The organism is Rhizobium centroccidentale, assembly GCF_030182565.1.
Classification (GTDB): Bacteria; Pseudomonadota; Alphaproteobacteria; order Rhizobiales; family Rhizobiaceae; genus Rhizobium.
The window spans coordinates 247,051-269,937 of record NZ_JAQJCG010000004.1; the positions used below are offsets into that span (position 1 = coordinate 247,051).

The 22,887-nt window shown below is 58.6% G+C and carries 24 protein-coding genes and 1 pseudogene; 12 read left to right on the forward strand and 13 right to left on the reverse strand.

The genetic code is table 11. The features are described from left to right. Nucleotides 1–25 precede the first annotated feature (25 nt). Nucleotides 26–1,369, forward strand: a complete 1,344-nt coding sequence (locus PH562_RS07910; protein WP_285172537.1) for an MFS transporter — start codon at nucleotides 26–28, stop codon at nucleotides 1,367–1,369. Between the two features lie 247 nt (nucleotides 1,370–1,616). Here the strand turns inward: PH562_RS07910 and PH562_RS07915 are convergent, their stop codons facing one another. Together PH562_RS07915 and PH562_RS07920 are read right to left on the reverse strand one after the other, a co-directional pair. Beyond that, complete coding sequence (locus tag PH562_RS07915) at nucleotides 1,617–2,111, reverse strand: DUF6714 family protein (protein WP_113229215.1); 495 nt, start codon at nucleotides 2,109–2,111, stop codon at nucleotides 1,617–1,619. Further along, nucleotides 2,092–2,283: a hypothetical protein gene (locus PH562_RS07920; protein WP_285172538.1), complete on the reverse strand. Its 192-nt coding sequence runs from the start codon at nucleotides 2,281–2,283 to the stop codon at nucleotides 2,092–2,094. Before PH562_RS07920 ends, PH562_RS07915 begins: the two co-directional genes overlap by 20 nt. Before the next feature lie 131 nt (nucleotides 2,284–2,414). Between PH562_RS07920 and PH562_RS07925 the strand changes: the two genes are divergently transcribed. Further along, nucleotides 2,415–2,708 carry a hypothetical protein gene (locus tag PH562_RS07925; protein ID WP_113229217.1) on the forward strand — a complete coding sequence of 98 codons (294 nt, stop codon included), beginning with the start codon at nucleotides 2,415–2,417 and terminating at the stop codon, nucleotides 2,706–2,708. Between the two features lie 191 nt (nucleotides 2,709–2,899). Here PH562_RS07925 and PH562_RS07930 read toward each other — a convergent pair whose 3' ends face one another. Further along, nucleotides 2,900–3,415 carry an NUDIX hydrolase gene (locus PH562_RS07930; RefSeq protein ID WP_285172643.1) on the reverse strand — a complete coding sequence of 172 codons (516 nt, stop codon included), beginning with the start codon at nucleotides 3,413–3,415 and terminating at the stop codon, nucleotides 2,900–2,902. Nucleotides 3,416–3,445: 30 nt separating this feature from the next. Continuing rightward, nucleotides 3,446–4,485 (reverse strand): annotated as a pseudogene (locus tag PH562_RS07935) (LacI family DNA-binding transcriptional regulator). A gap of 153 nt (nucleotides 4,486–4,638) precedes the next feature. Between PH562_RS07935 and PH562_RS07940 the strand changes: the two are divergent. From PH562_RS07940 to PH562_RS07985, 10 genes are all read left to right on the forward strand, one after another. After that, entirely contained in the window at nucleotides 4,639–5,667 is a 1,029-nt protein-coding gene (locus tag PH562_RS07940; protein WP_285172539.1) for an ABC transporter substrate-binding protein, read from the forward strand. A gap of 90 nt (nucleotides 5,668–5,757) precedes the next feature. After that, nucleotides 5,758–7,995, forward strand: a complete 2,238-nt coding sequence (locus tag PH562_RS07945) for an ABC transporter permease (protein ID WP_285172540.1) — start codon at nucleotides 5,758–5,760, stop codon at nucleotides 7,993–7,995. Beyond that, on the forward strand, nucleotides 7,992–9,056 hold the full coding sequence (locus PH562_RS07950) for an ABC transporter ATP-binding protein (protein ID WP_285172541.1): 1,065 nt from the start codon (nucleotides 7,992–7,994) through the stop codon (nucleotides 9,054–9,056). Before PH562_RS07945 ends, PH562_RS07950 begins: the two co-directional genes overlap by 4 nt. A gap of 37 nt (nucleotides 9,057–9,093) precedes the next feature. Further along, nucleotides 9,094–9,894, forward strand: a complete 801-nt coding sequence (locus PH562_RS07955; RefSeq protein ID WP_113229222.1) for an inositol monophosphatase family protein — start codon at nucleotides 9,094–9,096, stop codon at nucleotides 9,892–9,894. A gap of 156 nt (nucleotides 9,895–10,050) precedes the next feature. Continuing rightward, on the forward strand, nucleotides 10,051–11,361 hold the full coding sequence (gene ugpB / locus PH562_RS07960; RefSeq protein WP_285172542.1) for a sn-glycerol-3-phosphate ABC transporter substrate-binding protein UgpB: 1,311 nt from the start codon (nucleotides 10,051–10,053) through the stop codon (nucleotides 11,359–11,361). Nucleotides 11,362–11,428: 67 nt separating this feature from the next. Continuing rightward, on the forward strand, nucleotides 11,429–12,310 hold the full coding sequence (ugpA, locus tag PH562_RS07965; protein WP_285172543.1) for a sn-glycerol-3-phosphate ABC transporter permease UgpA: 882 nt from the start codon (nucleotides 11,429–11,431) through the stop codon (nucleotides 12,308–12,310). Nucleotides 12,311–12,319: 9 nt separating this feature from the next. Beyond that, nucleotides 12,320–13,168: a sn-glycerol-3-phosphate ABC transporter permease UgpE gene (gene ugpE / locus PH562_RS07970; protein WP_285172544.1), complete on the forward strand. Its 849-nt coding sequence runs from the start codon at nucleotides 12,320–12,322 to the stop codon at nucleotides 13,166–13,168. After that, entirely contained in the window at nucleotides 13,168–14,217 is a 1,050-nt protein-coding gene (locus tag PH562_RS07975; protein WP_285172545.1) for a sn-glycerol-3-phosphate import ATP-binding protein UgpC, read from the forward strand. The genes ugpE and PH562_RS07975 overlap by 1 nt, the downstream gene beginning before the upstream one ends. Before the next feature lie 140 nt (nucleotides 14,218–14,357). Then, the gene (locus PH562_RS07980; RefSeq protein WP_285172644.1) at nucleotides 14,358–14,975 is read left to right on the forward strand and encodes a DUF47 family protein; all 618 of its coding nucleotides are present in this window, start codon (nucleotides 14,358–14,360) and stop codon (nucleotides 14,973–14,975) included. After that, nucleotides 14,975–15,979, forward strand: a complete 1,005-nt coding sequence (locus PH562_RS07985) for an inorganic phosphate transporter (protein WP_285172546.1) — start codon at nucleotides 14,975–14,977, stop codon at nucleotides 15,977–15,979. The genes PH562_RS07980 and PH562_RS07985 overlap by 1 nt, the downstream gene beginning before the upstream one ends. 134 nt (nucleotides 15,980–16,113) lie before the next feature. Here PH562_RS07985 and PH562_RS07990 read toward each other — a convergent pair whose 3' ends face one another. The 9 genes from PH562_RS07990 to PH562_RS08030 all read right to left on the reverse strand — a co-directional run bounded on the left by PH562_RS07990 (nucleotide 16,114) and on the right by PH562_RS08030 (nucleotide 22,880). Further along, nucleotides 16,114–16,299, reverse strand: a complete 186-nt coding sequence (locus tag PH562_RS07990) for a hypothetical protein (RefSeq protein WP_285172547.1) — start codon at nucleotides 16,297–16,299, stop codon at nucleotides 16,114–16,116. 112 nt (nucleotides 16,300–16,411) lie between these two features. Further along, nucleotides 16,412–16,795, reverse strand: a complete 384-nt coding sequence (locus PH562_RS07995) for a response regulator (RefSeq protein ID WP_285172548.1) — start codon at nucleotides 16,793–16,795, stop codon at nucleotides 16,412–16,414. A gap of 72 nt (nucleotides 16,796–16,867) precedes the next feature. Beyond that, entirely contained in the window at nucleotides 16,868–19,147 is a 2,280-nt protein-coding gene (locus PH562_RS08000; RefSeq protein ID WP_285172645.1) for a xanthine dehydrogenase family protein molybdopterin-binding subunit, read from the reverse strand. A 2-nt stretch (nucleotides 19,148–19,149) separates the two neighbouring features. Then, nucleotides 19,150–20,166, reverse strand: a complete 1,017-nt coding sequence (locus PH562_RS08005; protein WP_285172549.1) for an FAD binding domain-containing protein — start codon at nucleotides 20,164–20,166, stop codon at nucleotides 19,150–19,152. Further along, entirely contained in the window at nucleotides 20,166–20,783 is a 618-nt protein-coding gene (locus PH562_RS08010; protein WP_285172550.1) for a (2Fe-2S)-binding protein, read from the reverse strand. The genes PH562_RS08005 and PH562_RS08010 overlap by 1 nt, the downstream gene beginning before the upstream one ends. A 499-nt stretch (nucleotides 20,784–21,282) precedes the next feature. Further along, nucleotides 21,283–21,579, reverse strand: coding sequence for a DUF982 domain-containing protein (locus tag PH562_RS08015; RefSeq protein ID WP_285172551.1), 297 nt, complete (start codon nucleotides 21,577–21,579; stop codon nucleotides 21,283–21,285). A 278-nt stretch (nucleotides 21,580–21,857) separates the two neighbouring features. Then, entirely contained in the window at nucleotides 21,858–22,109 is a 252-nt protein-coding gene (locus PH562_RS08020) for a YMGG-like glycine zipper-containing protein (protein WP_285172552.1), read from the reverse strand. 139 nt (nucleotides 22,110–22,248) lie between these two features. Next, complete coding sequence (locus PH562_RS08025; protein WP_285172553.1) at nucleotides 22,249–22,404, reverse strand: hypothetical protein; 156 nt, start codon at nucleotides 22,402–22,404, stop codon at nucleotides 22,249–22,251. 200 nt (nucleotides 22,405–22,604) lie between these two features. Next, on the reverse strand, nucleotides 22,605–22,880 hold the full coding sequence (locus PH562_RS08030) for a cytochrome C oxidase subunit IV family protein (RefSeq protein WP_285172554.1): 276 nt from the start codon (nucleotides 22,878–22,880) through the stop codon (nucleotides 22,605–22,607). Nucleotides 22,881–22,887 lie beyond the last annotated feature (7 nt).

Sequence of the window (22,887 nt, forward strand, 5' to 3'; positions counted from 1 at the left end):
CGCAACCATCATGTCGGAGGAGCATATGACACAGTCAACCGTCCTGGAGATCAGGTCTTACATCAACAGCCGCCCGATGTCGCGAATGCAATGGACACTGACTGTTCTCTGCTTCCTGATCGTCTTCTGCGACGGCATGGACGTCGCCATCATGGGCTTTCTCGCCCCGGCCATCACGGGTGATTGGGGGATTTCCAAGCCCGCCTTCGGTCTCGTAATGGCGGCGGCGCCGGTTGGTCTGGCGATCGGCGCGATCCTTGCCGGCTCGTCTTCCGACTGGTTCGGACGGCGCCGAGTGCTGCTCGGTTCGGTCTTCGCCTTCGGAGTCCTAAGCCTGCTCACCGCGCTCACTCAGAGTCCCACAGAGATGGCCGCGCTCCGTTTTCTGACTGGCCTCGGCCTCGGCGCCGCCATGCCCAACACGACGACGTTACTGTCTGAATATGTGCCCGAGCAGAAGCGCTCCGTTCTTCTGGCGATCATGTTCACCGGCTTCAACTTTGGCTCTGCGATCATCGGCTTCGTCGCCGCATATCTGCTTGCGAAGTTCGGCTGGCATTCAGTGCTCGTGTTCGGAGGCATCGTGCCGCTCGCGCTTTTCGTGATCTTGATTTTCCTCCTTCCGGAATCTGCACGCTTCATGGTCGTCCGCGCAGCTCCGACCGATCGGATCCGCAAGCAGCTATCGCGGGTGACGGGGGAGGATCTCAGGTCGGTCAGCGAATTCACGCTCGAAGACGAGCCTGTGACCGCGAGCCAGCCGGTTGCGCTTCTGTTCACCCCGGCATTCATCATCCGCACCCTGTCGCTTTGGCTGTGCTATTTCATGGGCCTGCTGGTGATCTATCTGACGACGAGCTGGCTTCCTACCATGATCAAGGACGCGGGCATGCCGATCGAGACGGCAGCAAATGTCACCGCCATGTTCCAGCTGGGCGGCACGATCGGCGCCATAGTGGTCGGTTTCGCGATGCAACGGATCGGTTCGAAGAGCGCGATCTCGGTATCCTACCTGTTTGGCGCAGTCGCGCTGATAATGCTTGCCTTCAGCGGCTTAACGTCAGCAGCCCTGGCTGCGATCGTCGCAGCTGTCGGGTTCTTCATGAGTGGCGGGCAGACCGGCCTCAATGCGTATGCACCCGGTCGCTATCCAACTTTCGCACGTGCGACGGGCGTAAGCTGGATGCTCGGCGTTGGCCGGCTCGGTAGTATCCTAGGCTCATCGATCGGCGGTCTACTGCTCGGCTTCGGCTGGGACTTCCGCGGCATCTTCTGCGCACTCGCCGTACCTGCAGCGATCGGCGCGGCGGCGATCCTGATCAACGATCTTCAATCGACGCCACAACTTCAGCAACGGACTACGAGATAACGACTCATACGGCCCCCCATTCGGAGCCGCATATTCTCTCTGGACCTGCGCCGGGTCGCGGCGCTCGGCATGCCGACTGTGACTGGGGCTGCGCAGCTCTCGCGTGTCTATGTGTTCGCGTTGCTGTTCGGCTGCGCCACCGCTTTGATTCGCCAGTTCGCCAAATCTTCGTCGCCGTCGAACACTGCCTTGTGTCGACGGCACCGACAATCTGAGCATCCCGCGCTCATCAAGGTAGCAGTCGAATTCACCACGCCGCCCACTCTTCCAGCGCTCTTTTTACATCATACTGATAGGAAGCCGTATTTTTCCTTTCGCAAATTGCGTGCAGATACAATTCCACGGCACTCCGTTGAAGCGCAGTAAGAAGGGAAAATTTCTCCAGAGGCCCGCACAGGTGATATACGAATTCGTGTTCGTAGAGATTGTCGAGATCAGCAATCAGATACGCGGGCAAATGAAATCGCATTCCTTCGGCATCGAAAAACGACGGGCTGCTGGGGTGCTTATTTAGAATCTCTGCGGCGATTGCGGTCCAGTCGCTCTTCTCATCATTGGCCCGAAATGCGGCACGAACTTCATTGCTCGCGTAGTCGTCAAGCGCTCGCGCCTCACCAAGGCCAATGCCATCGCCCAAGGTAACTCCGGCAAACGCATCTCTTATCGCGGCTTTCGCCTTCTCTGTAAGATCAGACACCGGTTTGATCAAAGGAGGTGCCTGTTCAATGATGCGCTCCGTCACTGTGCGATGTCGGCCAAGCTCCGCCTTCGGTGCGCTCAAACTGGAGGCCGGTCAACGGACCTTCTGGCCGGATCGCCGGCCGCCTCTTCTCCTCGCGAAGAATGCAAAGATAGATGATGCCTGCGATCAGCACCAGGCCGGAAACAACCCCAGCCGCAATCAAAGTGATCATCGAAATGATTTCCATATCGGTCGATCCTCGTGATCAACAAATGTCGATCATTTGAAACCAGTCGCCTTGCACATTTGGCTCCAAAGTATCGATAGGATATCTTACCACACCAATCACTGCATGGAGGATATATGTTCAAAGCGGTTTCTGACAGCGCTGCTGCTGCCGATGGAGGATCACTTGCATTGTTTGTGGAACGAGTTGATGGAGAATTGGAACAATTCGTCATCAATCGCTCCCTCGCTTCGCGTGGGACACCTGCCTATAACAAAGTTTCGTCGAACCTCCGGTCTCTCTCCGCAGATGATTGCCGGGCAGTCGCTGCCGCTCTCGAACCTCTCTTGCCGATAACCTCATCGATTCATCCATTGGCAGATTTCATCGAAACGCTTGAGAGACAATCCAGAGAAGCAATCCAAGACTGAGAATGAAGCGGTTGAGGTGACTGTAGATCGGCAGGCAGACCGCGGAGGCTGAGGCCGTGTCCGCGAACCCGAACTATAGAAGTTGTTCAGGTTGGTTGCGGGCAAGAACAGTCCGAAGTCTATGTGATCAGATGTTGCGTGATCAGATGTCGGCCAGGACCTGTGATCCTGAAGCTTCTGATTTCCAACGTTTATTTTCGCTGAGGCCTAAAGTTGATGAGCAGAGATTTGAGCTCAATTTCACGTACTCGTCTAGCCGCCTCATCGAGGCTTACCCAATCGAGCCGACGCTGGCCTCGCTCCTTGAACGCATTCCCGGTCTCTTTCACCTCCACTTGAAACAGGTCAACGACGCATGGCACGACTTTGCCGTCGTCAAGTTCCTTCAGATAGGTATATCGCCCGATCGGCGCCCTTCTCACCTTGCCGCGGACACCGGCTTCCTCCCATGCTTCGATGGCGGCTGCCTCGTGAGGCTCCTTGCCTTTCATGGGCCAGCCTTTCGGCACGATCCAGCGCCCGCTTTCACGCGAGGTAATCACCAGAACTTCGATCTCGTCACCGCCTTCCTTGTAGCGAAAACAGAGCGCGCCATATTGGCTTCGAAACGCACTGGAAAACAGCTGTTCCGGCGTGCGTGCCAGCTGTTGCAGCAGGTGCTTTGATTTGGGGAATGTTGGCTTGCCGCTGTCCTTTTTTGATGTCATGTCATTCAACTTACCAGCCTATCCAGCGCCCTATCCTCCTCTAACCGAGCCTCGCCACGCCAGTTCGGCGTGCAATGTTACGGAATGGCCCTCGAGCCTGTCCGATGACGGGCTCTCGCCCAGCCATGTCACAGCCTGTCGTGCGATTGCCGCCACGGGCTGAGCAAAGGTCGTCAGATCATAGGACGACCTGAGGCCTGCTCAATATCGTCGAAGCCAACGACGCAGAGCTGATCCGGGATCGAAAGCGAAAACTGGTGCCGCGCCGCGTCCATGAGACCGCAGGCCAGCAGATCGGTTGCGCAAAATACCGCGTCCGGTCGTTCGCTTCGGGTTAGCAGCCGCTGCGCGACGACCTTGCCCGCCTCGTATCCGGTCCAGCCATATCGCTCGACGACCACATCCAGTCCATGGGCCTTCGCCGCGGCGATGAAACCGGCCTCACGCGCCATCAAACTCGGCGTGCCGGCTTCCGAGTTCGCGAAGGCCAGCTTGGTGCAACCGGCACGAACGAAGGCTGTCACAACGCGCCCCGCCGCCTCGTGATCGTCGAGATTGATCCGCAAAGGTCCCGGTTGGTCGTCGTCTCTGTTGATCAGAACGAGGCGCTGGCCGCTTCTCAGGCAGAGCTGCGTGATCGACTTGTCGGGCAGGCCCGAGAGAATGATCGATGCATCCGCCCTATATCGGATCGCCTGCTGAAGCGCGCGATCGACGCTGCCATCGGACCGGTCGGTATTGACGAGCATGGCGACCTTGCCGACGAGCTGCAGCTGCTGTGTCAGTTCGCGCAGCAATGCAGACCGATAAGGTGTCGCCACTTCCGAAACAATCAGACAGACAATACCGCTTTCATTGCGCATCAGCCCGCGGGCGAGATGATTGACCTGATATCCAAGCTCCTCCGCCGCCCGCAGAACCTTTTGCCGGGTGGCCTCGGAAACGCTCGCCCCTGGCGTGAATGCGCGAGAAACCGCCGAGCGTGAAACACCCGCCCGCCGCGCCACTTCCTCGGCACTGACAAAATCTCGTTGCGACACGTCACCTCTCCTCTTCCAGCGAAACTCCATCACAGTTTGCAATCGCGTGCAATATATCGATCGCGACGGCTTTATGAAACTTTTATGACAGCGATAGTTGACAGCGTGAGATAACCAATGCAGCATTTGCACACGCTTGCAAAAAGCGCTCGGCGTGGAGGCGCCGCAAAGCAGGAGGACATCATGCGATTGGTCAACATGGCCGCGGCAGCCCTTGCCGCGGGAATTTCGCTTATTGCCTGGTCGGCGCATGCCGCGGGCGATCTGAACGTGATCTGCTCGGCGGATCCGGAAGTCTGCAATCTGATGAAGGGGCTCTTCGAGAAGCAGAGCGATATCAAGGTCAATATGGTTCGACTTTCGGCCGGCGAAACCTACGCCAAGATCCGCGCCGAGGCGCGCAATCCAAAGACTGATATCTGGTGGGCGGGAACCGGCGACCCGCATTTGCAGGCCGCCGCCGAGGGCCTGACGCTGGAATATAAATCACCGCTTTTCGACCAGCTTCAGGATTGGGCGAAGAAGCAGGCCGAAAGCGCCAATTTCCGCACGGTCGGCGTTTATGCGGGAGCGCTTGGCTGGGGCTATAACACGGATATCTTGAAGAAGAAGGGCTTGAAGGAGCCTAAATGCTGGGCCGACCTTCTTGACCCCTCCTACAAGGGCGAGATCCAGATCGCCAATCCGAACTCGTCGGGAACATCCTACAATACGCTGGCGACACTTGTGCAGATCATGGGCGAGGACAAGGCCTTCGATTATCTCTCGAAGCTCAATGCCAATGTCTCGCAATATACCAAGTCGGGCTCCGCCCCGGTGAAGGCGGCAGCTCGCGGGGAATCGACGATCGGCATCGTTTTCATGCATGACGCGGTTGCACAGACCGTCGAAGGCTTTCCCATCAAGGCGGTCGCACCATGTGAGGGCACGGGTTACGAGATCGGCTCCATGTCGATCATCAAGGGCGCCAGAAATCTCGATAACGCCAAGAAGTGGTACGACTGGGCGCTCAGCGCCGAGGCGCAATCGCACATGAAGGATGCCAAGTCCTACCAGCTTCCCTCCAACAAGTCGGCGGAGGTGCCGAAGGAGGCTCCGAAATTCGAGGAGATCAAGCTGATCGACTACGACTTCAAGAAATATGGCGATCCCACGATCCGCAAGGCCCTGCTTGCCCGATGGGACAAGGAAATCGGCGCCAAGGCCAACTGACGGCTTTTTCGACTGCCCTCGCAGGCCGGTTCCTCGTGCATCCGGCCTGCTTCATCTCTGAATTTTGCTGAATGGGATGCGAATCCGACCATGACCAATAGCAAACGCCGGCTGGATGTTGCGCTGATCTTCGGCATCGCTGCCCTGATACTACTCCCATGGTATCGCATAGAGGGCGGCTTCTTCGGCCTTGGCTGGCTGAGCGGCTTTCCCGGCGATCCCTCCACAGCGCCGGGAATCCTGCAAATCGTCAGTTACGGCCGATGGTGGCTCGCGATCGCTGCCGGGCTCTTTATGCTCGGTGGCATCGCGCGCTTCATATCCAGTCCGATGTCGCGCGGCGCGCTCATGGCGCTTGCCGGCGCATTGGGTTTTGCCTTCTTGTCGATGCAGGGACTAGCGATCACATCGTCGGGCTGGAGCTGGTCGATCTGCGAGACCATCTTCGGTGCGCTGGCGGACGGCCAGCCAGCCATGGGTGCCGGCGCCATTATCCTTGGCATCGTCTTCGTCCTGTTCTTTTCCCTCGGCCTTGCCGAACGCGGCGCGATGAAGGGCGATGCCTTCGTCGTCAGCGCCATTACCATGCTGATCGTCCTTGTTGCGATCTTCGTCTTCTATCCCGTCGGCAGCATGTTCGTCGGAGCCTTCCAGGCGTTCGACGGATCCTTTGATCCCAGCGGCTTCACGACGAACATCCAGGACCCGTCGATCTGGAGCCTCAGCTGCATCGTCGGCGGCGACCGCTGCGGCGTCGCCTGGCGCACGCTTTGGCTTGCCATCCTGACGGCAAGCGGGTCGACCTTGCTCGGGCTCTGCTTTGCCCTTGTCGCCACCCGCACGCGCTTTCCCTTCAAAAAGGGACTGAGGCTTCTCACAATCCTGCCGATCATCACGCCGCCCTTCGTGGTCGGTTTGGCTCTGACCCTGCTGTTCGGACGGGCCGGGGTCGTCACCCAGGCTGCCGCTTCGATTTTCGGAACGGAACCCAGTCGCTGGCTCTATGGCCTGACCGGTATCTGGATCGCGCAGGTTCTCTCCTTCACGCCGATTTCCTTTCTTGTCCTCATCGGCGTGGTCGAAGGCGTCAGCCCGTCGATGGAAGAGGCTTCTCAAACCTTACGCGCCAATCGCTGGCGCACCTTCTGGCGGGTGTCCCTGCCGCTGATGAAGCCGGGCCTCGCAAACGCCTTCCTGATCGGCTTCATCGAAAGCATGGCGGATTTCGGCAATCCGATGGTTCTCGGCGGCAGCCACGGGGTTCTGTCGACGGAGATATTCTTCAGTGTCGTCGGCGCACAGAATGATCCGTCGCGCGCGGCAGTCCTTGCCATGATCCTGCTCGTCTTCACGCTCAGCGCCTTCCTCGCGCAACGCCTGTGGCTGCAGGGCAAGAGCTTTGCGACGGTGACAGGCAAGGGAGATTCGGGCGCTCATAGCGCCCTGCCCCGCGGCCTCTCCATCACCGTCCATGCGCTCGTCATCCCCTGGATGATCTTTACCGTCGTCGTCTACGTCATGATCCTCTTCGGCGGCTTTGTCCGCACCTGGGGTCTCGACAACACGCTGACGGTGGAACATTACGTCAAGGCCTTCTCGATCGGCCTGCGCGACGATGGCGGCCTTGCCTGGACCGGCGTTGCCTGGAACTCCTTCTGGACGACGATGGAGATCGCCCTGATCTCCGCACCCTTGACGGCTGCCGTCGGCCTGCTGACGGCCTATCTGATCGTGCGCCAGAAATTCGTCGGTCGCGGCCTGTTCGAATTCGCGCTGATGATGAGCTTTGCCATCCCCGGCACGGTCATCGGCATCAGCTACATCATGGCTTTTAACCTGCCGCCCCTGGAGATGACCGGAACGGCGCTGATTCTCGTTGCCTGCTTCGTCTTTCGTAACATGCCGGTCGGTGTACGCGGTGGCGTTGCCGCCATGAGCCAGCTAGACAAAAGCCTCGATGAGGCATCGCTGACATTGCGGGCCGACAGCCTGCGCACCATTCGGAAGGTGATCCTGCCACTGCTGCGGCCGGCGATCACCGCGGCGCTGGTCTATTCCTTCGTGCGAGCCATCACCTCGATCAGCGCCGTTATCTTCCTCGTCAGCGCCCAGTACAACATGTCCACGGCCTATATCGTCGGCCTCGTCGAAAACGGCGAGTATGGCGTCGCAATCGCTTATTCCTCCGCCCTCATCGTCGTCATGATATCAGTCATTGCCGGGTTCCAGCTGCTCGTCGGAGAAAGGCGGCTGCGGCGCGTAAACCGTGTCGCAATAACACCACCGCCGACCGCGCCCGCATCCCTTGCTCAGGAGAAAACCGCATGAATCCGAAGGCTCCCGGTTCCGTCGTCTTCGAGAGTGTTCGAAAAACCTTCGGCGCGTTCACGGCCATTCCCGATCTCTCGCTCACCATCGAGCCCGGTACGCTCGTCACCCTGCTCGGCCCTTCCGGCTGCGGCAAGACGACGACGCTTCGCATGCTGGCGGGGCTGGAGCACCCCTCCTCCGGCCGCATTCTGATTGGCGGCAAGGATGTCACCATGCTTCCGGCCAACGAGCGTGACGTCTCGATGGTTTTCCAGAGCTATGCCTTGTTTCCGCATATGACGGCGCTCGACAATGTCGCCTATGGACTGGAATCCTCAGGCATGAAACGCAAGGCAGCGCGCGAGAAGGCGGAGGATGCGCTTGGCCTTGTCGGCCTTGCCGGCATGGGCTCGCGCCTTCCGGCCGAACTCTCCGGTGGCCAGCAGCAGCGTGTCGCCGTGGCGCGTGCGCTCGTCGTCGAACCTCAGGTGCTGCTTCTCGACGAGCCGCTTTCCAATCTTGATGCCCGGTTGCGCCGGCGCGTCCGGACGGATATTCGCGAATTGCAGCAACGGCTTGGCTTTACTGCCGTCTATGTGACCCATGACCAGGACGAAGCACTTGCCGTTTCCGATCGCATCATCGTCATGAAGGATGGCGGTATCGCGCAGCAAGGTGCACCGCGCGAGCTCTACGATGCCCCAGCCTCGGCCTTTATCGCCGATTTCATGGGCGAGGCCAATGTCATGCCGTGCGATGTCGTCGAGACCGACAACGATGGCGTCACGATCGCGATCCAGGGACTTCGCCACCGGGTCAACAGCCGTTCCGTCAAACACGGCCCCGCTCAGCTCGCCGTGCGGCCGAACGCAATCATTCTGACGCCGGGAACTGCCAACGGCCAGTTCCATGGCCAGATCACTCATTCCGCCTATCTCGGCGATCATGTCGAGTATGAAGTAAAGACCGATCGCGGATCGCTCTTCGTTGTCGATGCCACGGTCGATTCCGCCCTTCCTCCCAACACCGATGTCACGATCGCTTTCAAGGATCGCGGCATTGCCGTCATAGGCGGCTGATTGCCGTCAAACATCAGACGATTAAGGACATAATTGCATGACCTCCGTTCCCCTCGCCGATCTCGAAGCACGTCTCGCCCTTGCCGAGACCATCGCCCGTGAGGCCGGCAAGCTCGCTCTCGACTATTTCAAGCGCCGCGAGACCCTGATCATCGAAATCAAGCGCGACCCGCAGGATCTCGTCTCGATCGCTGACCGCGAGGTCGAAAATCTCATCCGCACCCGCATCCATGAAGCGCACCCGCAAGATAGCATTCTCGGCGAAGAATATGGCCTGGAAACGGGCAGCTCTGGCTACACCTGGGTCGTCGATCCGATCGATGGCACAAGTCCCTTCGTCAGCGGCATGCCCAACTGGTGCGTTTCTATCGCGGTCTTGCATGACGGCATTCCCGTGATCGGCGTCATTTCCGCACCATGCCACGACGAGCTTTACGTCGCCGCGCACGGCAAAGGGGCTACCTTGAACGGCAAGAGCCTCAAGCTGGATGCATCGCGCAATATCCGTAACGCCGTGACTGGCATCGGCGCCAACAACCATGTCTCGCCGGCCTTCGTCGCGAAAATGGTCGAGCAGGTTCTCGAAGCCGGGGGCAATTTCATCCGCAATGGCTCGGGCGCCTTGATGCTCGCCTATGTCGCCGCCGGCCGTCTGGTCGGCTATTACGAACCCTATATGCATGCCTGGGATTGCCTGGCCGGCTATTGCCTCGTGAAGGAAGCCGGCGGCTGGTACCATCCCTTCCCGACGGAAGGTGAACGTCTGACCAAGGGATCGGTGGTTCTGGGTGCCGCTCCGGGCGCGATCGACGATCTCAAAAAGATAGCTGGCTTATGAACTTCTCGGTAGACAAGAGCTGAGCAGATATTAGTTTAGATGAACGCGCTTGCAAGTTGATCGTCACATCCGGCGGCAGTGTAGCGCAAAGCGGGTCGGTCGATCGAGGAGGATCGACCAACCCGTTTCCAGGAAGGGATGATAATGGGAGGAAAAATGCCTAATCGCCTCGCGTGGAGCTGCCTTGTAGCGGCTGCAATTTCATTCGGAGGAACGTCGCACGCGTTTGCAGTCACCGAGCTGCAATGGTGGCACGCCATGTCGGGCGCCAACAACGAAGTCGTCGAGCAACTGGCCAAGGAATTCAACGAGGGCCAGAAGGACTACAAGATTGTTCCCGTGTTCAAGGGCACCTATCCGGAAGCGCTGAATGCCGGTATCGCCGCGTTTCGCGCCAAGCAGGCGCCGGCGATCCTGCAGGTCTTCGACGCCGGCAGTGGCGTGATGATGGGTGCGGAAGGCGCGATCATGCCGGCGGCTGAAGTTCTGAAAAAAGGCGGCTATACATTCGACAAGTCGCTCTATCTGTCCGGCATCGTTTCCTACTATTCCAAGCCGGACGGCACGATGCTGTCCTTCCCCTATAATTCGTCTTCGCCGATCCTCTACTACAACAAGGATACCTTCAAGAAAGCCGGGCTCGACCCCGAGAACCCGCCGAAAACCTGGCCTGACGTTTTCGCAGCCGCCAAGAAGATAAAGTCGAGCGGCGCATCAGCCTGCGGCTTCACCTCCACCTGGCTCACCTGGATCCAGACCGAGAATTTCGCCGCCTGGAACAATGTCAGCTATGGCTCCAATGAAAACGGCCTTGGCGGCACCGACGTCAAGCTGGCGTTCAATACCCCTCTCTTCGTCCAGCATTTCCAGTCGATCGCCGATCTCGCCAAGGATGGCACCTTCCGCTATGGCGGCCGCACGTCGGAGGCAAAGCAGCTCTTCACCTCGGGAGAATGCGGCATTCTGACGGAATCGTCGGGAGGCCTCGGCGACATCATCAAGAGCGGCATGAATTACGGTATCGGCCAATTGCCTTACTATGAAGGCGAAGGCCGTCCCCAAAATACCATTCCAGGCGGCGCCAGCCTCTGGGTGTTTGCCGGCAAGAGCGACACCGAATACAAGGGCATCGCCGAATTCTTCCATTTCCTGTCGCAGACCAAGATCCAGGCACGCCTGCATCAGGTTTCCGGCTATCTGCCGGTGACGACGGCCGCCTATGATGAAACCAAGAAATCCGGCTTCTACGACAAGAATCCCGGCCGCGAGACGCCGATCCTGCAAATGCTCGGCAAGGCTCCGACCGCCAACTCCAAGGGCGTTCGCCTCGTCAACCTGCCGCAGGTGCGCGACAACATGAACGAGGAGTTCGAGGCCATGCTGGCCGGCAAGGAAGATGCCAAGGCGGCGCTCGACAAGGCTGTCCAGCGGGGCGATGCCGCTATCCAGCAGGCCATAGGCAATTGATGGACTGATGCGATTTGACCCGCGGCCAACGAGGCTGCGGGCCGTTTTCTCGTCCTAGGAGATCGCCGTGCAGCGCGTTGTTTTTCCGAACAAGATCCTACCTTATTTTCTCGTCGCGCCACAAATCATCTTGACGGTCGTGTTCTTTTTCTGGCCGGCGAGCCAGGCGCTTTATCAATCGACGCAGCGCGAAGACCCTTTCGGGCTAAAGAGCGGCTTCGTAGGGCTTGCGAATTTTCGCGCGATTTTGTCTGACGAGACCTACCTGCATTCCCTCCAGGTGACGGTGATCTTCAGTATCGCGACGGCGCTGCTGTCGATGATCGTCGCGCTCGCACTCGCCACTGCCGCCGACAAGGTGGTGCGCGGCCAAACGCTTTATCGAACGCTGCTGATCTGGCCCTATGCGGTGGCGCCCGCCGTCGCCGGCATGCTCTGGCTCTTCATGTTCAATCCGGCCATGGGCACCTTGGCCTATATTCTACGCCGCAACGGATTTGCCTGGGACCCGCTGCTGAACGGCAACCAGGCCATGGTGCTGGTTATCGTTGCCGCCGCCTGGAAGCAGATCAGCTACAATTTCCTGTTCTTCGTCGCGGGGCTGCAGGCGATCCCCAAATCATTGCTCGAAGCCGCATCCATCGACGGTGCGCGCGGCAACCGGCGCTTCTGGACCATCATATTTCCGCTGCTGGCTCCGACGACCTTCTTCCTTCTCGTGGTCAACACGGTCTACGCCTTTTTCGACACGTTCGGCATCATCCATGCCGTCACCGGCGGCGGCCCGGCGAAGGCGACGGAGACCCTCGTCTACAAGGTCTACAATGACGGCTTCGTCAATCTCAACCTCGGCTCTTCCGCGGCTCAGTCCGTCATCCTCATGGTGATTGTCATCGCGCTGACGGCATTCCAATTCCGCTTCGTCGAGAAGCGTGTGCATTATGCGTAAGGTTAACCGATGATCGAAAAGCGTCCAGTCGCCAATCTCATCGGCCATCTCATGTTGGTCCTTGGCATCGTCATCGTCGCCTTCCCGATCTATTACACGTTCGTCGCCTCGACGATGACATCAGCCGAGATTCTGCGGCCGCCGATCTCGCTGCTGCCTGGGGGCCATTTCGCCGAAAACTATGGCGAGGCGCTGAACGGCGGTGTCGAGCGCGTAGTCGGCGTCAGCCTTGAACGGATGCTCTGGAATACATTTGTCGTCGCTGTCGTCATCGCCGCCGGCAAGATCGCGATCTCCTTTCTCTCGGCCTTCGCCATCGTCTTCTTCCGCTTTCCGCTGCGGATGGTGTTCTTCTGGATGATCTTCGTCACGTTGATGCTGCCGGTGGAGGTACGCATCCTGCCAACCTACAAGGTCATCGTGGATCTTGGCATGATCGACACCTATGCAGGTCTGACTTTACCGCTGATGGCATCGGCAACAGCGACGTTCCTGTTCCGGCAGTTCTTCCTGACGGTGCCGGGTGAACTGCTGGAAGCCGCCCGTATCGACAATGCCGGCCCATTCCGCTTCATGCGCGATATCCTGTTGCCGCTGTCGAAGACCAATATCGCAGCCCTTTTCGTGATCCTCTTCATCTATGGCTGGACGCAATATTTGTGGCCGCTGCTCGTCACCAACGACGCGAAGATGTCGACGATCATCATCGGGCTCCGGAAGATGGTGGATTTCGCCGATGCGGCGACACCATGGAATTTTGTGATGGTCACGGCGATCCTGGCGATCATTCCGCCCATCCTCGTCGTGGTGCTGATGCAGCGCTGGTTCGTCAAAGGTCTGGTGGAGACGGAGAAATAATGGCCGGAATCATTCTCAAGGATGTCCGTAAGAGCTACGGCGGCATCGACGCAATCAAGGGCGTGTCGCTCGATATCGCCGATGGCGAACTTATCGTCCTGGTCGGACCTTCCGGCTGCGGCAAGTCCACGCTCCTGCGCATGATCGCAGGCCTTGAAGCCATCACGTCAGGCGAAATCAACATAGGCGGCCGTATCGTCAATCGCCTGGAACCCTCGGAGCGCGACATCGCGATGGTCTTTCAGAACTATGCGCTTTATCCGCACATGACGGTACGCCAAAATCTGGCATATGGGCTGAAGAACAGGAAGGTCCCGGCAGCCGAAATAAACCAGCGCATCCAATCAGCGGCACGATCGCTTGAAATCGAACCCTTCCTCGAGCGCAGGCCACGTCAACTCTCCGGTGGTCAGCGGCAACGCGTAGCAATGGGTCGTGCCATCGTGCGCGAGCCGGCAGCGTTCCTGTTCGACGAGCCGCTTTCCAATCTCGATGCCAAGCTGCGGGTGCAGATGCGTGTCGAGATCAGACGGCTGCAACGATCTCTCGCGACCACGAGCGTCTATGTCACCCATGACCAGATGGAGGCCATGACGCTGGCCGATCGCCTGGTCGTCTTGAATGGCGGGCGGATCGAACAGGTCGGCACACCTATCGAACTCTATGAACGACCCGCCACCACCTTCGTTGCGACCTTCATAGGCTCGCCTTCGATGAATCTTCTAAAACCTACCGAAAACGGCACAATTGCGCTTTCGCCTGGCGGCCGCCTTAGCGGCGCTAACACGACGATCGGCGTCCGGCCCGAGGATCTTCACCTGGCCGACGGCGGAAGCGATGCGGCGTTCAGCGCAAAAGTGCGTGTCCAGGCGGTGGAGCTTGTTGGGGCGGAAAGCTATGTCTACGGTGCCCTGGCGGACGGCCAAACCATCGTCTTTCGAGTTTCGGGGCGGTCCCGGATCGCAATGGACACCGAATGCGTGGTTGCCGCTTCTGCCGGGAGCCTGCATTTCTTCGATGGTCACGGGAACCGATTAGACCCCGTATAAGCAGTTCAAATCTTGTGATGCGCTGTCAGAGAGCGTCGTTTTGCGGATGCCTCGGCTTTCCATGTCAGGCTCCGTCATTTATGACGGATTTGTGACAACACCTGTTTGGAGTGCCGAAAGTGAACTGGTTTCGTAGACTGATGCCGAGAGAAGACCGTTTTTTTGATCTTTTCTCTCGACATTCGCGCGCGGTCGTCAGCGCGGCGGAAGCTCTGAACGCTTTGCTGGCCGGCAAAAACACTGAGCAGCACTGCCAGCGTATCATTGAGCTCGAAAACGAGGCCGATGACATCACGCGCGAAGTTCTGCTTGCCACTCGGCGCAGCTTCATCACGCCGTTTGACCGTGGCGACATCAAGGATCTCATCATGTCAATGGACGATGCGATCGACATGATGCACAAGACAGTCAAGACGATCCGGCTATTCGAGCAGGACAGTTTTGATCCCGGTATGCAGGAAATGGGCAAAGTGATCGTCGAGGCTGCAAAATTGGTAGCCGAGGCAATCCCTCTTCTTGATCGCATGAGTGCCAACTCGTCTCGCCTCAGCGCGCTCACCGAAGAGGTCGTAAAAGTCGAGGGGCGCTCCGATGAACTACACGATCAAGGTCTAAAAGATCTTTTTCGCCGGCATGGCGCCACCAACCCAATGGCCTACATCATCGGCAGCGAGATCTTCGGTGAATTGGAGAAGGTCGTCGACCGTTTCGAGGATGTCGCCAATGAAATCAGCGGCATCGTAATCGAGAACGTCTGATGGAGGCCACTCTCGCTTTCCCATTGCTGGTGGGTCTCATCGCGGTGGCATTGTTCTTCGATTTTTTGAATGGGCTGCACGATGCCGCCAATTCAATTGCCACCATCGTCTCGACAAGGGTCCTGCGACCGCAATATGCGGTGTTATGGGCCGCATTCTTCAATTTCATCGCTTTCCTGTTCTTCGGGCTCCACGTCGCCGAAACCCTCGGCACCGGCATTATCGATCCTAACATCGTCACGCCACAGGTCATCTTCGCCGCCCTGATGGGGGCGATCATATGGAATATCGTGACCTGGGTACTCGGCATTCCATCAAGCTCGTCGCATGCTCTGGTCGGCGGCCTCGTCGGTGCCGGTGTGGCGAAGATCGGCGTGGATGCCATTGTTTGGTCCGGCCTGCTGAAGACGGCCGGCGCCATCGTCATGTCGCCACTGCTTGGCTTCGTACTCGCGCTCTTCCTCGTCCTATTCGTGACATGGATATTCGTTCGCCAGACGCCTTTCGCCGTCGACAGCACCTTCCGCGTCCTGCAATTCGCCTCCGCCTCGCTCTATTCCCTTGGCCACGGCGGAAACGACGCCCAGAAGACGATGGGCATCATCGCCGTACTGCTCTACTCCCAAGGCCATACCGGAGCGGAGTTCCATGTGCCCCTGTGGGTCGTGTTATCCTGTCAGTCCGCGATGGCGCTGGGTACGCTGTTTGGCGGCTGGCGGATTGTGCACACGATGGGCTCGAAGATCACCAGGCTCAATCCAATGCAGGGCTTTTGCGCTGAGACCGGTGGCGCCTTGACCTTGTTTGCCGCCACATGGCTTGGCATTCCGGTCTCGACGACGCATACGATCACAGGCGCAATCGTCGGCGTCGGTGCCGCGCGGCGGGTCTCGGCGGTTCGATGGGGATTGGCGAGCAATATCGTCGTCGCATGGATAATCACCCTGCCCGCGGCAGCCGCTATCTCGGCAATAGCCTACTGGATCACGAACTGGATGGGATAAAGCCGCGAGAGCGTTTCTGCTTTTCTCCGAATCGCGAAAACGCTCTATCCTTTTATTCTCTCGCAATTCCGGACGGAAAACCGCGTCGCACTTTTCCTGGAATTGCTCTAAGCCCTATTGCGTGACTGCGAGGTTCAGTCTCCTTCTTCGGCGGCATCGTCCTTCTGCTTGTTTTTCTCGGGAGACGGCTTCTCTCCCTTTTTCATGACTGGCGGGATGGCCGGCTTTTCCACCGCACCGGTCGCGCCCTCGGTCTCCTCATATTTCCCTGGTCGCGAGCGAGGGGGATCTGTCGTCTGTTCGTGCTTCTGCTTCTTCATGACAGCCCTTTCCCACGTGATCATCTGCCGGACGGAACTATTCCGCATTGAGATGGTTCCCACGCATCGCCTGGATGATCGAAAGAGTCGGCATTCCGGATCTCGAATAATCTCAGAGGCTGCAAAGAGATCGAACGACGTCCACAAGACGTCTCAAGTCGGTGGGTTTCCCGAGATTGAGTGCCTCGGCCAAAACATCGTGCCGAGCAAGTTCTGCCGCATCGCTCGCACTGGCGAGGACGAACGGAACATCCCATGACTTCAATAGCACGGCGATAGGTGTGACCTTCTCGCCGCCGAGAGTAACGTCCAGTACGGCAGCATCTGGACGTTGGCTCCTTAGCAGGTCGAGGGCTTGATCGACCGAACTCGCCGGGCCCAGGACCTTAAACCCGCTTCTGGTCAACACGCTTTCCAGCTCGATTGCGATAAAGAACTCGTCTTCAACCACAAGAACGATCCTGGGTGGAATTTCGCCATTTTCAGGTTCGCTCATAAGCGTTTCCCGGGGAGCTGCCTGCCAATAGGAACAAGTACGCCTTGGCGTGACAAAGCGCCTTCGTTGAAATTAGCCAATCAGGTTATCAGTGCGGATCGGGAGTTTGCGGATACGCTTGCCGGTGGCGTGGTAGACGGCACTGGCAATCGCGGCTGCCGTTCCGACATTGCCAAGTTCGCCAAGTCCCTTGACGCCCGCCGGATTGACGTCCCGATCGGTCTCCGACACAAGAATGACTCTTACGTCCTGGATGTCTGCATTCACCGGCACGAGATAGTCCTGCAGATCTCGATTGACAACGCGGGCATTGCGCCGGTCGAATTCGGTCGCTTCGTGAAGGGCCGACGAAATTCCCCAGATCATCCCGCCCATCAGCTGGCTGCGAGCCGTCCGCGTATTCATGATCCGGCCAGCGCCAAAGGCGCCGACGATCCGAGGGATGCGGATTTCCCGGGTTCTCCGATGAACGCGGATCTCGACGAATTCAGCGCCGAAGGCATATTTCACCTTCTTGCCCTGATCGCCGCTCACCATTTCCAGCTTGCCCTTGTAAAGGTCGGAAACGGCTTCTGCAGAAGCAGCGTCAGGACGAAATTCGCTATATTGCTCGATGACGCCGGCTCCCAACTGCTTGAAAGCGTCCTTGAGACCCTGTGAGCTCTCGCCGATGACGAGCTTACCCTCTCGCAGCATGATCGAGTTCGGATCGCGGCCGGCGAGTGGCCCGTCATTGGATGTCACCGCGGCATGGGCGAGCGTTTCGCGGATTTCTCCGCAAGCTTTGATGATCGCTGAAGAGACGCTGGCGGTAGTATTCGAGCCGCCTGCAACGGGCGCCGGCGGAAGCCGCGTATCGCCCATCTCGACCTCGACGGCGCTTACGTCGAGCCCCAATTGCTCCGCTGCAAGCTGGGCAGCAATCGTGCGTACCCCGGTGCCGATTTCATGGGAGGCGGTCTGGACCCGTGCCCGTCCACCGTCGGTCAGGGTGATGCGAACTGCGCAAGGCGCGATATTGGTCGGATAGATCGCCGTCGCGCAGCCCATGCCGACCAGCCAGTCGCCATCCCGCATGCTGCCCACATCCGGGTTGCGCTTCGACCAGTCAAATTCGCGGGCGGCCTCGTCGTAGCATTCCATCAGCGAGCGGCTGGAGAAGGGCCGGCCTTCGATCGGCTCCTTCATGGCATCGTTGATGCGCCTGAACTCTATCGGATCCATGTTGAGGGCAACCGCCATCTCGTCCATGGCGCTTTCCAGTGCATAGACATAGGGTGTTTCCGGTGGGGACCGCATATAGCTCGGCGTTGGTCTGTCGGCCTTGACCAGAAAAACCTTGGTCAGTACCGATCCATAATCGTACATGAGGCCGGTCGTCTTCGTCCCGCCGACCACATAGGGATCCGGACGGGACGTCACCTCCCAACCCTCGTGCTTTAGAGCAGTAATCTTGCCGTCGCGCGTCGCACCGATCTGGATATGGTGGCGCGTTTCGGCACGGTAGGTCTGTGTGGTGAAGGCCTGCGGCCGGGTCACGACACACCGCACCGGCCTGCCGAGCCTGCGTGCAGCAAACGCGACGATGGCCGTTCGCGGCGTGATCGGCCCCTTCGATCCGAAGGCACCGCCGATGTAGGGACTGACCACCCTCACTTGATCGGGTTTGATCTTCAGCTGCCGCGCGATCTCGACCTTCCAGCCGTAGACATTCTGGCTCGGTTCATGAACGACGAGTTCATCCCCTTGCCAATAAGCCGTCGTAGAAAACAGTTCGATCGGATTGTGATGCTGCGTCGGCATCTCGTATTCGGCGTCGATCTTGACGTCAGCGGCAGCAAAAGCGGCGTTGAAATCGCCCGCTTTGACGTCTTCCTTGAATTGCTTGCTCGCTTCTGCCGCAGCCACGGTTTCCGTGCCCTCCGACCCGAAGCTCGTGCTCGGCTTCTCCGCCTGATAGTCGGCCGTGATGCGCATGGCGCCTTCGCGGGCGGCCTCGATGGTCTCGGCCAAAACCAGCGCAATGATCTGGCCATCATGCCAGATCTTCGTATCGTGGAGAGGTCCGATGGAAGTCGCTCCTGATGCCCCGAATTCAGGTGCTTCCAGCTCATCTCGGATGGTCTCATGGGTAATGATGTCAATTACACCTGGCACGGCCCGCGCCTGGTCCAGATGCAGCGACGTCAAACGACCGCGCGCAACAGCACTCGTCACCAACATCGCATGTGCGAGATTGTTGACCGGAATGTCGGCGGGATAGGATGCCTTTCCTGTCACCTTCAGGTGGGCGTCGATCCGCGGCAGTGGCTCACCCATATTTTCCTTTGCTGGTGGTGCGGCTTCGTTCATGGTCATATCCTCATCTCCCGAACCTCAAGCAAGGTCCGCACCAATGTCTGTTTTCCAAGGTCGATCTTGAAGGCATTATGCCGGCGCGGCCGTGCGTCCACGAAAGCTGCCTGCGCTGCGATTGAGGCGCTTTCCTCCGTGAGCGGCTTGTTCCGGAGTGCCTCCTCGGCCGCCTTGGCGCGCCATGGAACCGTAGCCAACCCGCCAAGACCGATACGCGCATCGCGCACGATGTCTCCATCGAGGTCGATTGCGACGGCTATGGAAGCGAGGGCGAAGGCATAGGACTGGCGGTCGCGTATTTTGAGGTAACGAGATCGTGCAGCCCAGGCAGGAACATTCACGACGATCGCAGTAATGATCTCGCCCGGCCGCAGCGTCGTTTCGATATCCGGCCGATCGCCCGGCTGGCGATGCAGTTCTGCAAAGCGGATACGCCGTTTGCCGGATTGCCCTGATATGTCGACCGAGGCATCGAGAGCAATCAGCGCCTGGGCAAAGTCTCCGTGATAGGTAGCTATACAGGAATCGCTGGTTCCGAGCACCGCATGCTGCCGGTTGAAGCCTTCGATGGCTGCGCAGCCGGAGCCGGGATTGCGCTTGTTGCAAGGCCATGAAATCTCGCGGAAATATTCGCAGCGCGTCCGCTGCAGCACATTGCCGCCAAGGCTTGCCATGTTGCGGATCTGCCGGCTGGCTGCAAGTTTCAGGCTTTCGGCAAGCATCGGGCATCTTCGGTTGATTTCCGGATTGTCCTCGACCTCGCTCATGCGGACCAGAGCCCCGAGACGAATGTCGGGATCACCGATCTCGATCGTTTTCAATGATTGATCCTTGATGCAGTTGATATCCACCAGATGCGACGGTCGATTGACCCCGAGCCGCATGTAATCGGACATGTTCGTGCCGCCCGCGATGAACTGTGACGATGCAGCGGTCGGCGGAATTTCCTTGGCTTCGTCCGCCTCTGCGATGGCGCTGCCGACATCGCGAACACTTTGATAGCTGAAGGGTAGCATCAGAGCTTCTCCATCTCATCGCGGGCCTGCCGCACGGCAGCGAGGATGTTGGGGTAAGCGGCGCATCGACAGATATTGCCGCTCATGTATTCGCGAATGTCGGCGTCGTTGCCGGCATGTCCCTCGTGCACGCAGGCAACTGCAGATAGGATCTGACCAGGCGTGCAGTAACCGCATTGGAAGGCATCGTGGTCGATAAACGCCTGCTGCATTGGATGCAGATGTCCATCGGCCGACGAAAGACCTTCGATCGTGGTGATTTTGCGCCCGTCATTCATCGCCGCGAAACTCATACAGGACAACGTCCGCTTTCCATCGGTGAGCACCGTGCACGCTCCACATTGCCCGTGGTCGCAGCCCTTCTTTGTGCCCGTCAGGCCCGCATGGTCACGAAGGAGATCCAGAAGCGACGTGCGCGGGTCAACGCTGAACTGATAGGGTTGGCCGTTGATCTTCATCTTTACCGGGACCGTGGATTGCGTCGATGCTGCCGCGAGCCGCACCTTTTCCTCCTTCGAGGCAGCACCGACCGAAATGGCCGTTGCAGACGTGATTGTCCCCGCCAAGAGTGTGCGCCTCGTAACCCCCGAGGCTGAGGCTTCTTCTGGATTAGACATCCGATACCCTTTCCGATGGCAATTTCAGCAGGAGGACCACACGGTCCAAAAGACCGTCGTGAGCACGTCTAACCGTGAATTCGCCACAGGGTTCCCGGCGACTTCGCACGAGATCATCTCGCTCAGTCAATCGCCCTTGTTCTCCGCGTCAACAATATCATCGACCTTCCTATGGATATTGGCTAAAGACGCCGCCCGATCCCGGAGGTCGGCGACGAGGAGGTCCGGCACTTCCATACTGGCAAAATGCTCACCGCGATCATGTTCTCGCCAACGAACGATGTTCTAACTCTTTTCGACCCAGCTCAGTGGCGGCCGCGGATAACGCGGATGCATCCTAGCGCACATGAAAATCATTGTCCGACATCTACAGGAAACACTCAGCGGCTGTTGAAGTTCCGCATGAGAGACCTTCAGACAGCCGGGATGCAGCTGGTCAAGCAGCGGGCAGGCTCTCCGTCGCAATGATGCGTAATCTCGCCGACGATGTGCGAAAGCGTCAAACGCCACCGATGTTGCGATCGCTGGCCCTCTGTGGGCGAAGCGGAAACTCCTCGATCGATGCCAACATATCGTTCTTCTTCAGGAATCGCTCGAAGTTCTTCCTCACGGCACCCAATGGAAACCGACCGTCGACTGCATCTCTGCAGGCCCGCAGCATAACGACATGCGCGACGCCGCGTTTCTCCTCCGGCCATTCTTCAAGGAAATCAACGATGTCGTCGAGGCAGCATATTTCTTGAATGAAGTGCTTCCTTTTCACGAAAAGAGGGCGGTCAAACACGTACCTTATCATTGCTTCCTCCTTTGACCTGGCATGCTTATGTCCAAAAATTTAGAAAGCGCATTTTCCCCCGCAAGAGGTGAAGCTCGCAGCGAGCTTGGCCAGGACAGGATCAATGTCCCGAAGCATCGTCTATTCACCGAAGGGATAGGTTCCCGGCACGCCGCGATGGTGCTCAATCCCAAGCGGCTTCACTGCCTGCGTCTCATCGAACCAGACATAGGCATCGTCGGCTAAATTTACCTCCACCGGATCAATTTGAGCCCGTGCCGATGAAGACTGCAATGAGCTTAACAGCGATCGACGTAGCGGTTTCCGTTGCGGTCGCGATAATAGCAACGGCCGGGCTGTCCTGCGACGTTCCCGATCAAGGCGCCGGATACCCCGCCCACGGCCGCACCGACGGCGGCGCCGCGAACATTCCCCGTTGCTACGCCGCCAACAACGGCGCCCGTGGCAGCGCCGATCCCGGCGCCTTGCTCCGTCGAAGTGCAAGCCGTGAGACACAACGCTGCACAGGTGGCAATGATAAACGTTTTCATTTGAACCTCCATTTCAGTTCGCTCCCAGATAGACTAATCTGCTTTTTTTGCCGTCATGGCTGCGCTAGGGCGAGCCGTATTGACTAAGTGATGCTGATTTACTTGCCACCGTTTCGCATGCGCGCAAGCGATTGCGATGTCACTTTGCCTGAGACGACACCGCCCCTGTGGTCGGCGGGACCGGCTCGCCAGGATGAAGGGCAAAGGCGAAATAGACAGCGATGAGACAGGCAAGAACGAAAATCGTCGCGACGAAAATCATCATGCGGCGGCGTGCATCTGAGTGGTGGTTCATGTGGTCTCCTCGCGCGCTACTCACCCGTGCTTGTCTGCTCGGCATCTATCGCTGACAAAGATAGAACCATATCCGGCTGACAATGTTCCGAAGAGGCTTTTCAAGGGCGCGCATATCTCCATCGCTTGCCACGATCGCGCGTGATGATCAGCCGGCGAATGTTGCGTGTTTTTTTCTCGCCCGACAGGGCTCGAACGCGACTAGACGAGCGCGCGGGTCCAGTAATCGAGGCCGAGAAAGCCGAGCAGGATCAGCAGCCAGAGACCGGCGGCAAGCGCGGCAATGCGGTTAAGCGGCGTCTGCTCGTTCAGATGCATATAGCGCCCATAGATCATTGCGGATTTGATCGCCGCGATCGAAAGGCTGACGACGAGGCCCTCCGGCCCGCTCAGCACGAAGCTTGCCGCTACAGTAATGCTTAGCAAAACCAGCAAGATTGCCCAGATGACGACGAGAGGATTTGCAAGTGGCAGCATCTAAGGT

What these genes read in the sequence shown, in the direction of transcription:
- ugpE (WP_285172544.1), top strand. Translation starts at nt 12,320, where the DNA reads ATGATCGAAAAGCGTCCAGTCGCCAATCTCATCGGCCATCTCATGTTG.
- PH562_RS07945 (WP_285172540.1), top strand. Translation starts at nt 5,758, where the DNA reads ATGACCAATAGCAAACGCCGGCTGGATGTTGCGCTGATCTTCGGCATC.
- PH562_RS07990 (WP_285172547.1), bottom strand. Translation starts at nt 16,299, where the DNA reads ATGAAGAAGCAGAAGCACGAACAGACGACAGATCCCCCTCGCTCGCGA.
- PH562_RS07940 (WP_285172539.1), top strand. Translation starts at nt 4,639, where the DNA reads ATGCGATTGGTCAACATGGCCGCGGCAGCCCTTGCCGCGGGAATTTCG.
- PH562_RS08010 (WP_285172550.1), bottom strand. Translation starts at nt 20,783, where the DNA reads ATGTCTAATCCAGAAGAAGCCTCAGCCTCGGGGGTTACGAGGCGCACA.
- PH562_RS07995 (WP_285172548.1), bottom strand. Translation starts at nt 16,795, where the DNA reads ATGAGCGAACCTGAAAATGGCGAAATTCCACCCAGGATCGTTCTTGTG.
- ugpB (WP_285172542.1), top strand. Translation starts at nt 10,051, where the DNA reads ATGCCTAATCGCCTCGCGTGGAGCTGCCTTGTAGCGGCTGCAATTTCA.
- PH562_RS08000 (WP_285172645.1), bottom strand. Translation starts at nt 19,147, where the DNA reads ATGAACGAAGCCGCACCACCAGCAAAGGAAAATATGGGTGAGCCACTG.
- PH562_RS08030 (WP_285172554.1), bottom strand. Translation starts at nt 22,880, where the DNA reads ATGCTGCCACTTGCAAATCCTCTCGTCGTCATCTGGGCAATCTTGCTG.
- PH562_RS08005 (WP_285172549.1), bottom strand. Translation starts at nt 20,166, where the DNA reads ATGCTACCCTTCAGCTATCAAAGTGTTCGCGATGTCGGCAGCGCCATC.
- PH562_RS07930 (WP_285172643.1), bottom strand. Translation starts at nt 3,415, where the DNA reads ATGACATCAAAAAAGGACAGCGGCAAGCCAACATTCCCCAAATCAAAG.
- PH562_RS07985 (WP_285172546.1), top strand. Translation starts at nt 14,975, where the DNA reads ATGGAGGCCACTCTCGCTTTCCCATTGCTGGTGGGTCTCATCGCGGTG.
- PH562_RS07925 (WP_113229217.1), top strand. Translation starts at nt 2,415, where the DNA reads ATGTTCAAAGCGGTTTCTGACAGCGCTGCTGCTGCCGATGGAGGATCA.
- PH562_RS07955 (WP_113229222.1), top strand. Translation starts at nt 9,094, where the DNA reads ATGACCTCCGTTCCCCTCGCCGATCTCGAAGCACGTCTCGCCCTTGCC.
- PH562_RS07975 (WP_285172545.1), top strand. Translation starts at nt 13,168, where the DNA reads ATGGCCGGAATCATTCTCAAGGATGTCCGTAAGAGCTACGGCGGCATC.
- PH562_RS08025 (WP_285172553.1), bottom strand. Translation starts at nt 22,404, where the DNA reads ATGAACCACCACTCAGATGCACGCCGCCGCATGATGATTTTCGTCGCG.
- PH562_RS07920 (WP_285172538.1), bottom strand. Translation starts at nt 2,283, where the DNA reads ATGATCACTTTGATTGCGGCTGGGGTTGTTTCCGGCCTGGTGCTGATC.
- PH562_RS07980 (WP_285172644.1), top strand. Translation starts at nt 14,358, where the DNA reads ATGCCGAGAGAAGACCGTTTTTTTGATCTTTTCTCTCGACATTCGCGC.
- PH562_RS08015 (WP_285172551.1), bottom strand. Translation starts at nt 21,579, where the DNA reads ATGATAAGGTACGTGTTTGACCGCCCTCTTTTCGTGAAAAGGAAGCAC.
- PH562_RS08020 (WP_285172552.1), bottom strand. Translation starts at nt 22,109, where the DNA reads ATGAAAACGTTTATCATTGCCACCTGTGCAGCGTTGTGTCTCACGGCT.
- PH562_RS07950 (WP_285172541.1), top strand. Translation starts at nt 7,992, where the DNA reads ATGAATCCGAAGGCTCCCGGTTCCGTCGTCTTCGAGAGTGTTCGAAAA.
- PH562_RS07910 (WP_285172537.1), top strand. Translation starts at nt 26, where the DNA reads ATGACACAGTCAACCGTCCTGGAGATCAGGTCTTACATCAACAGCCGC.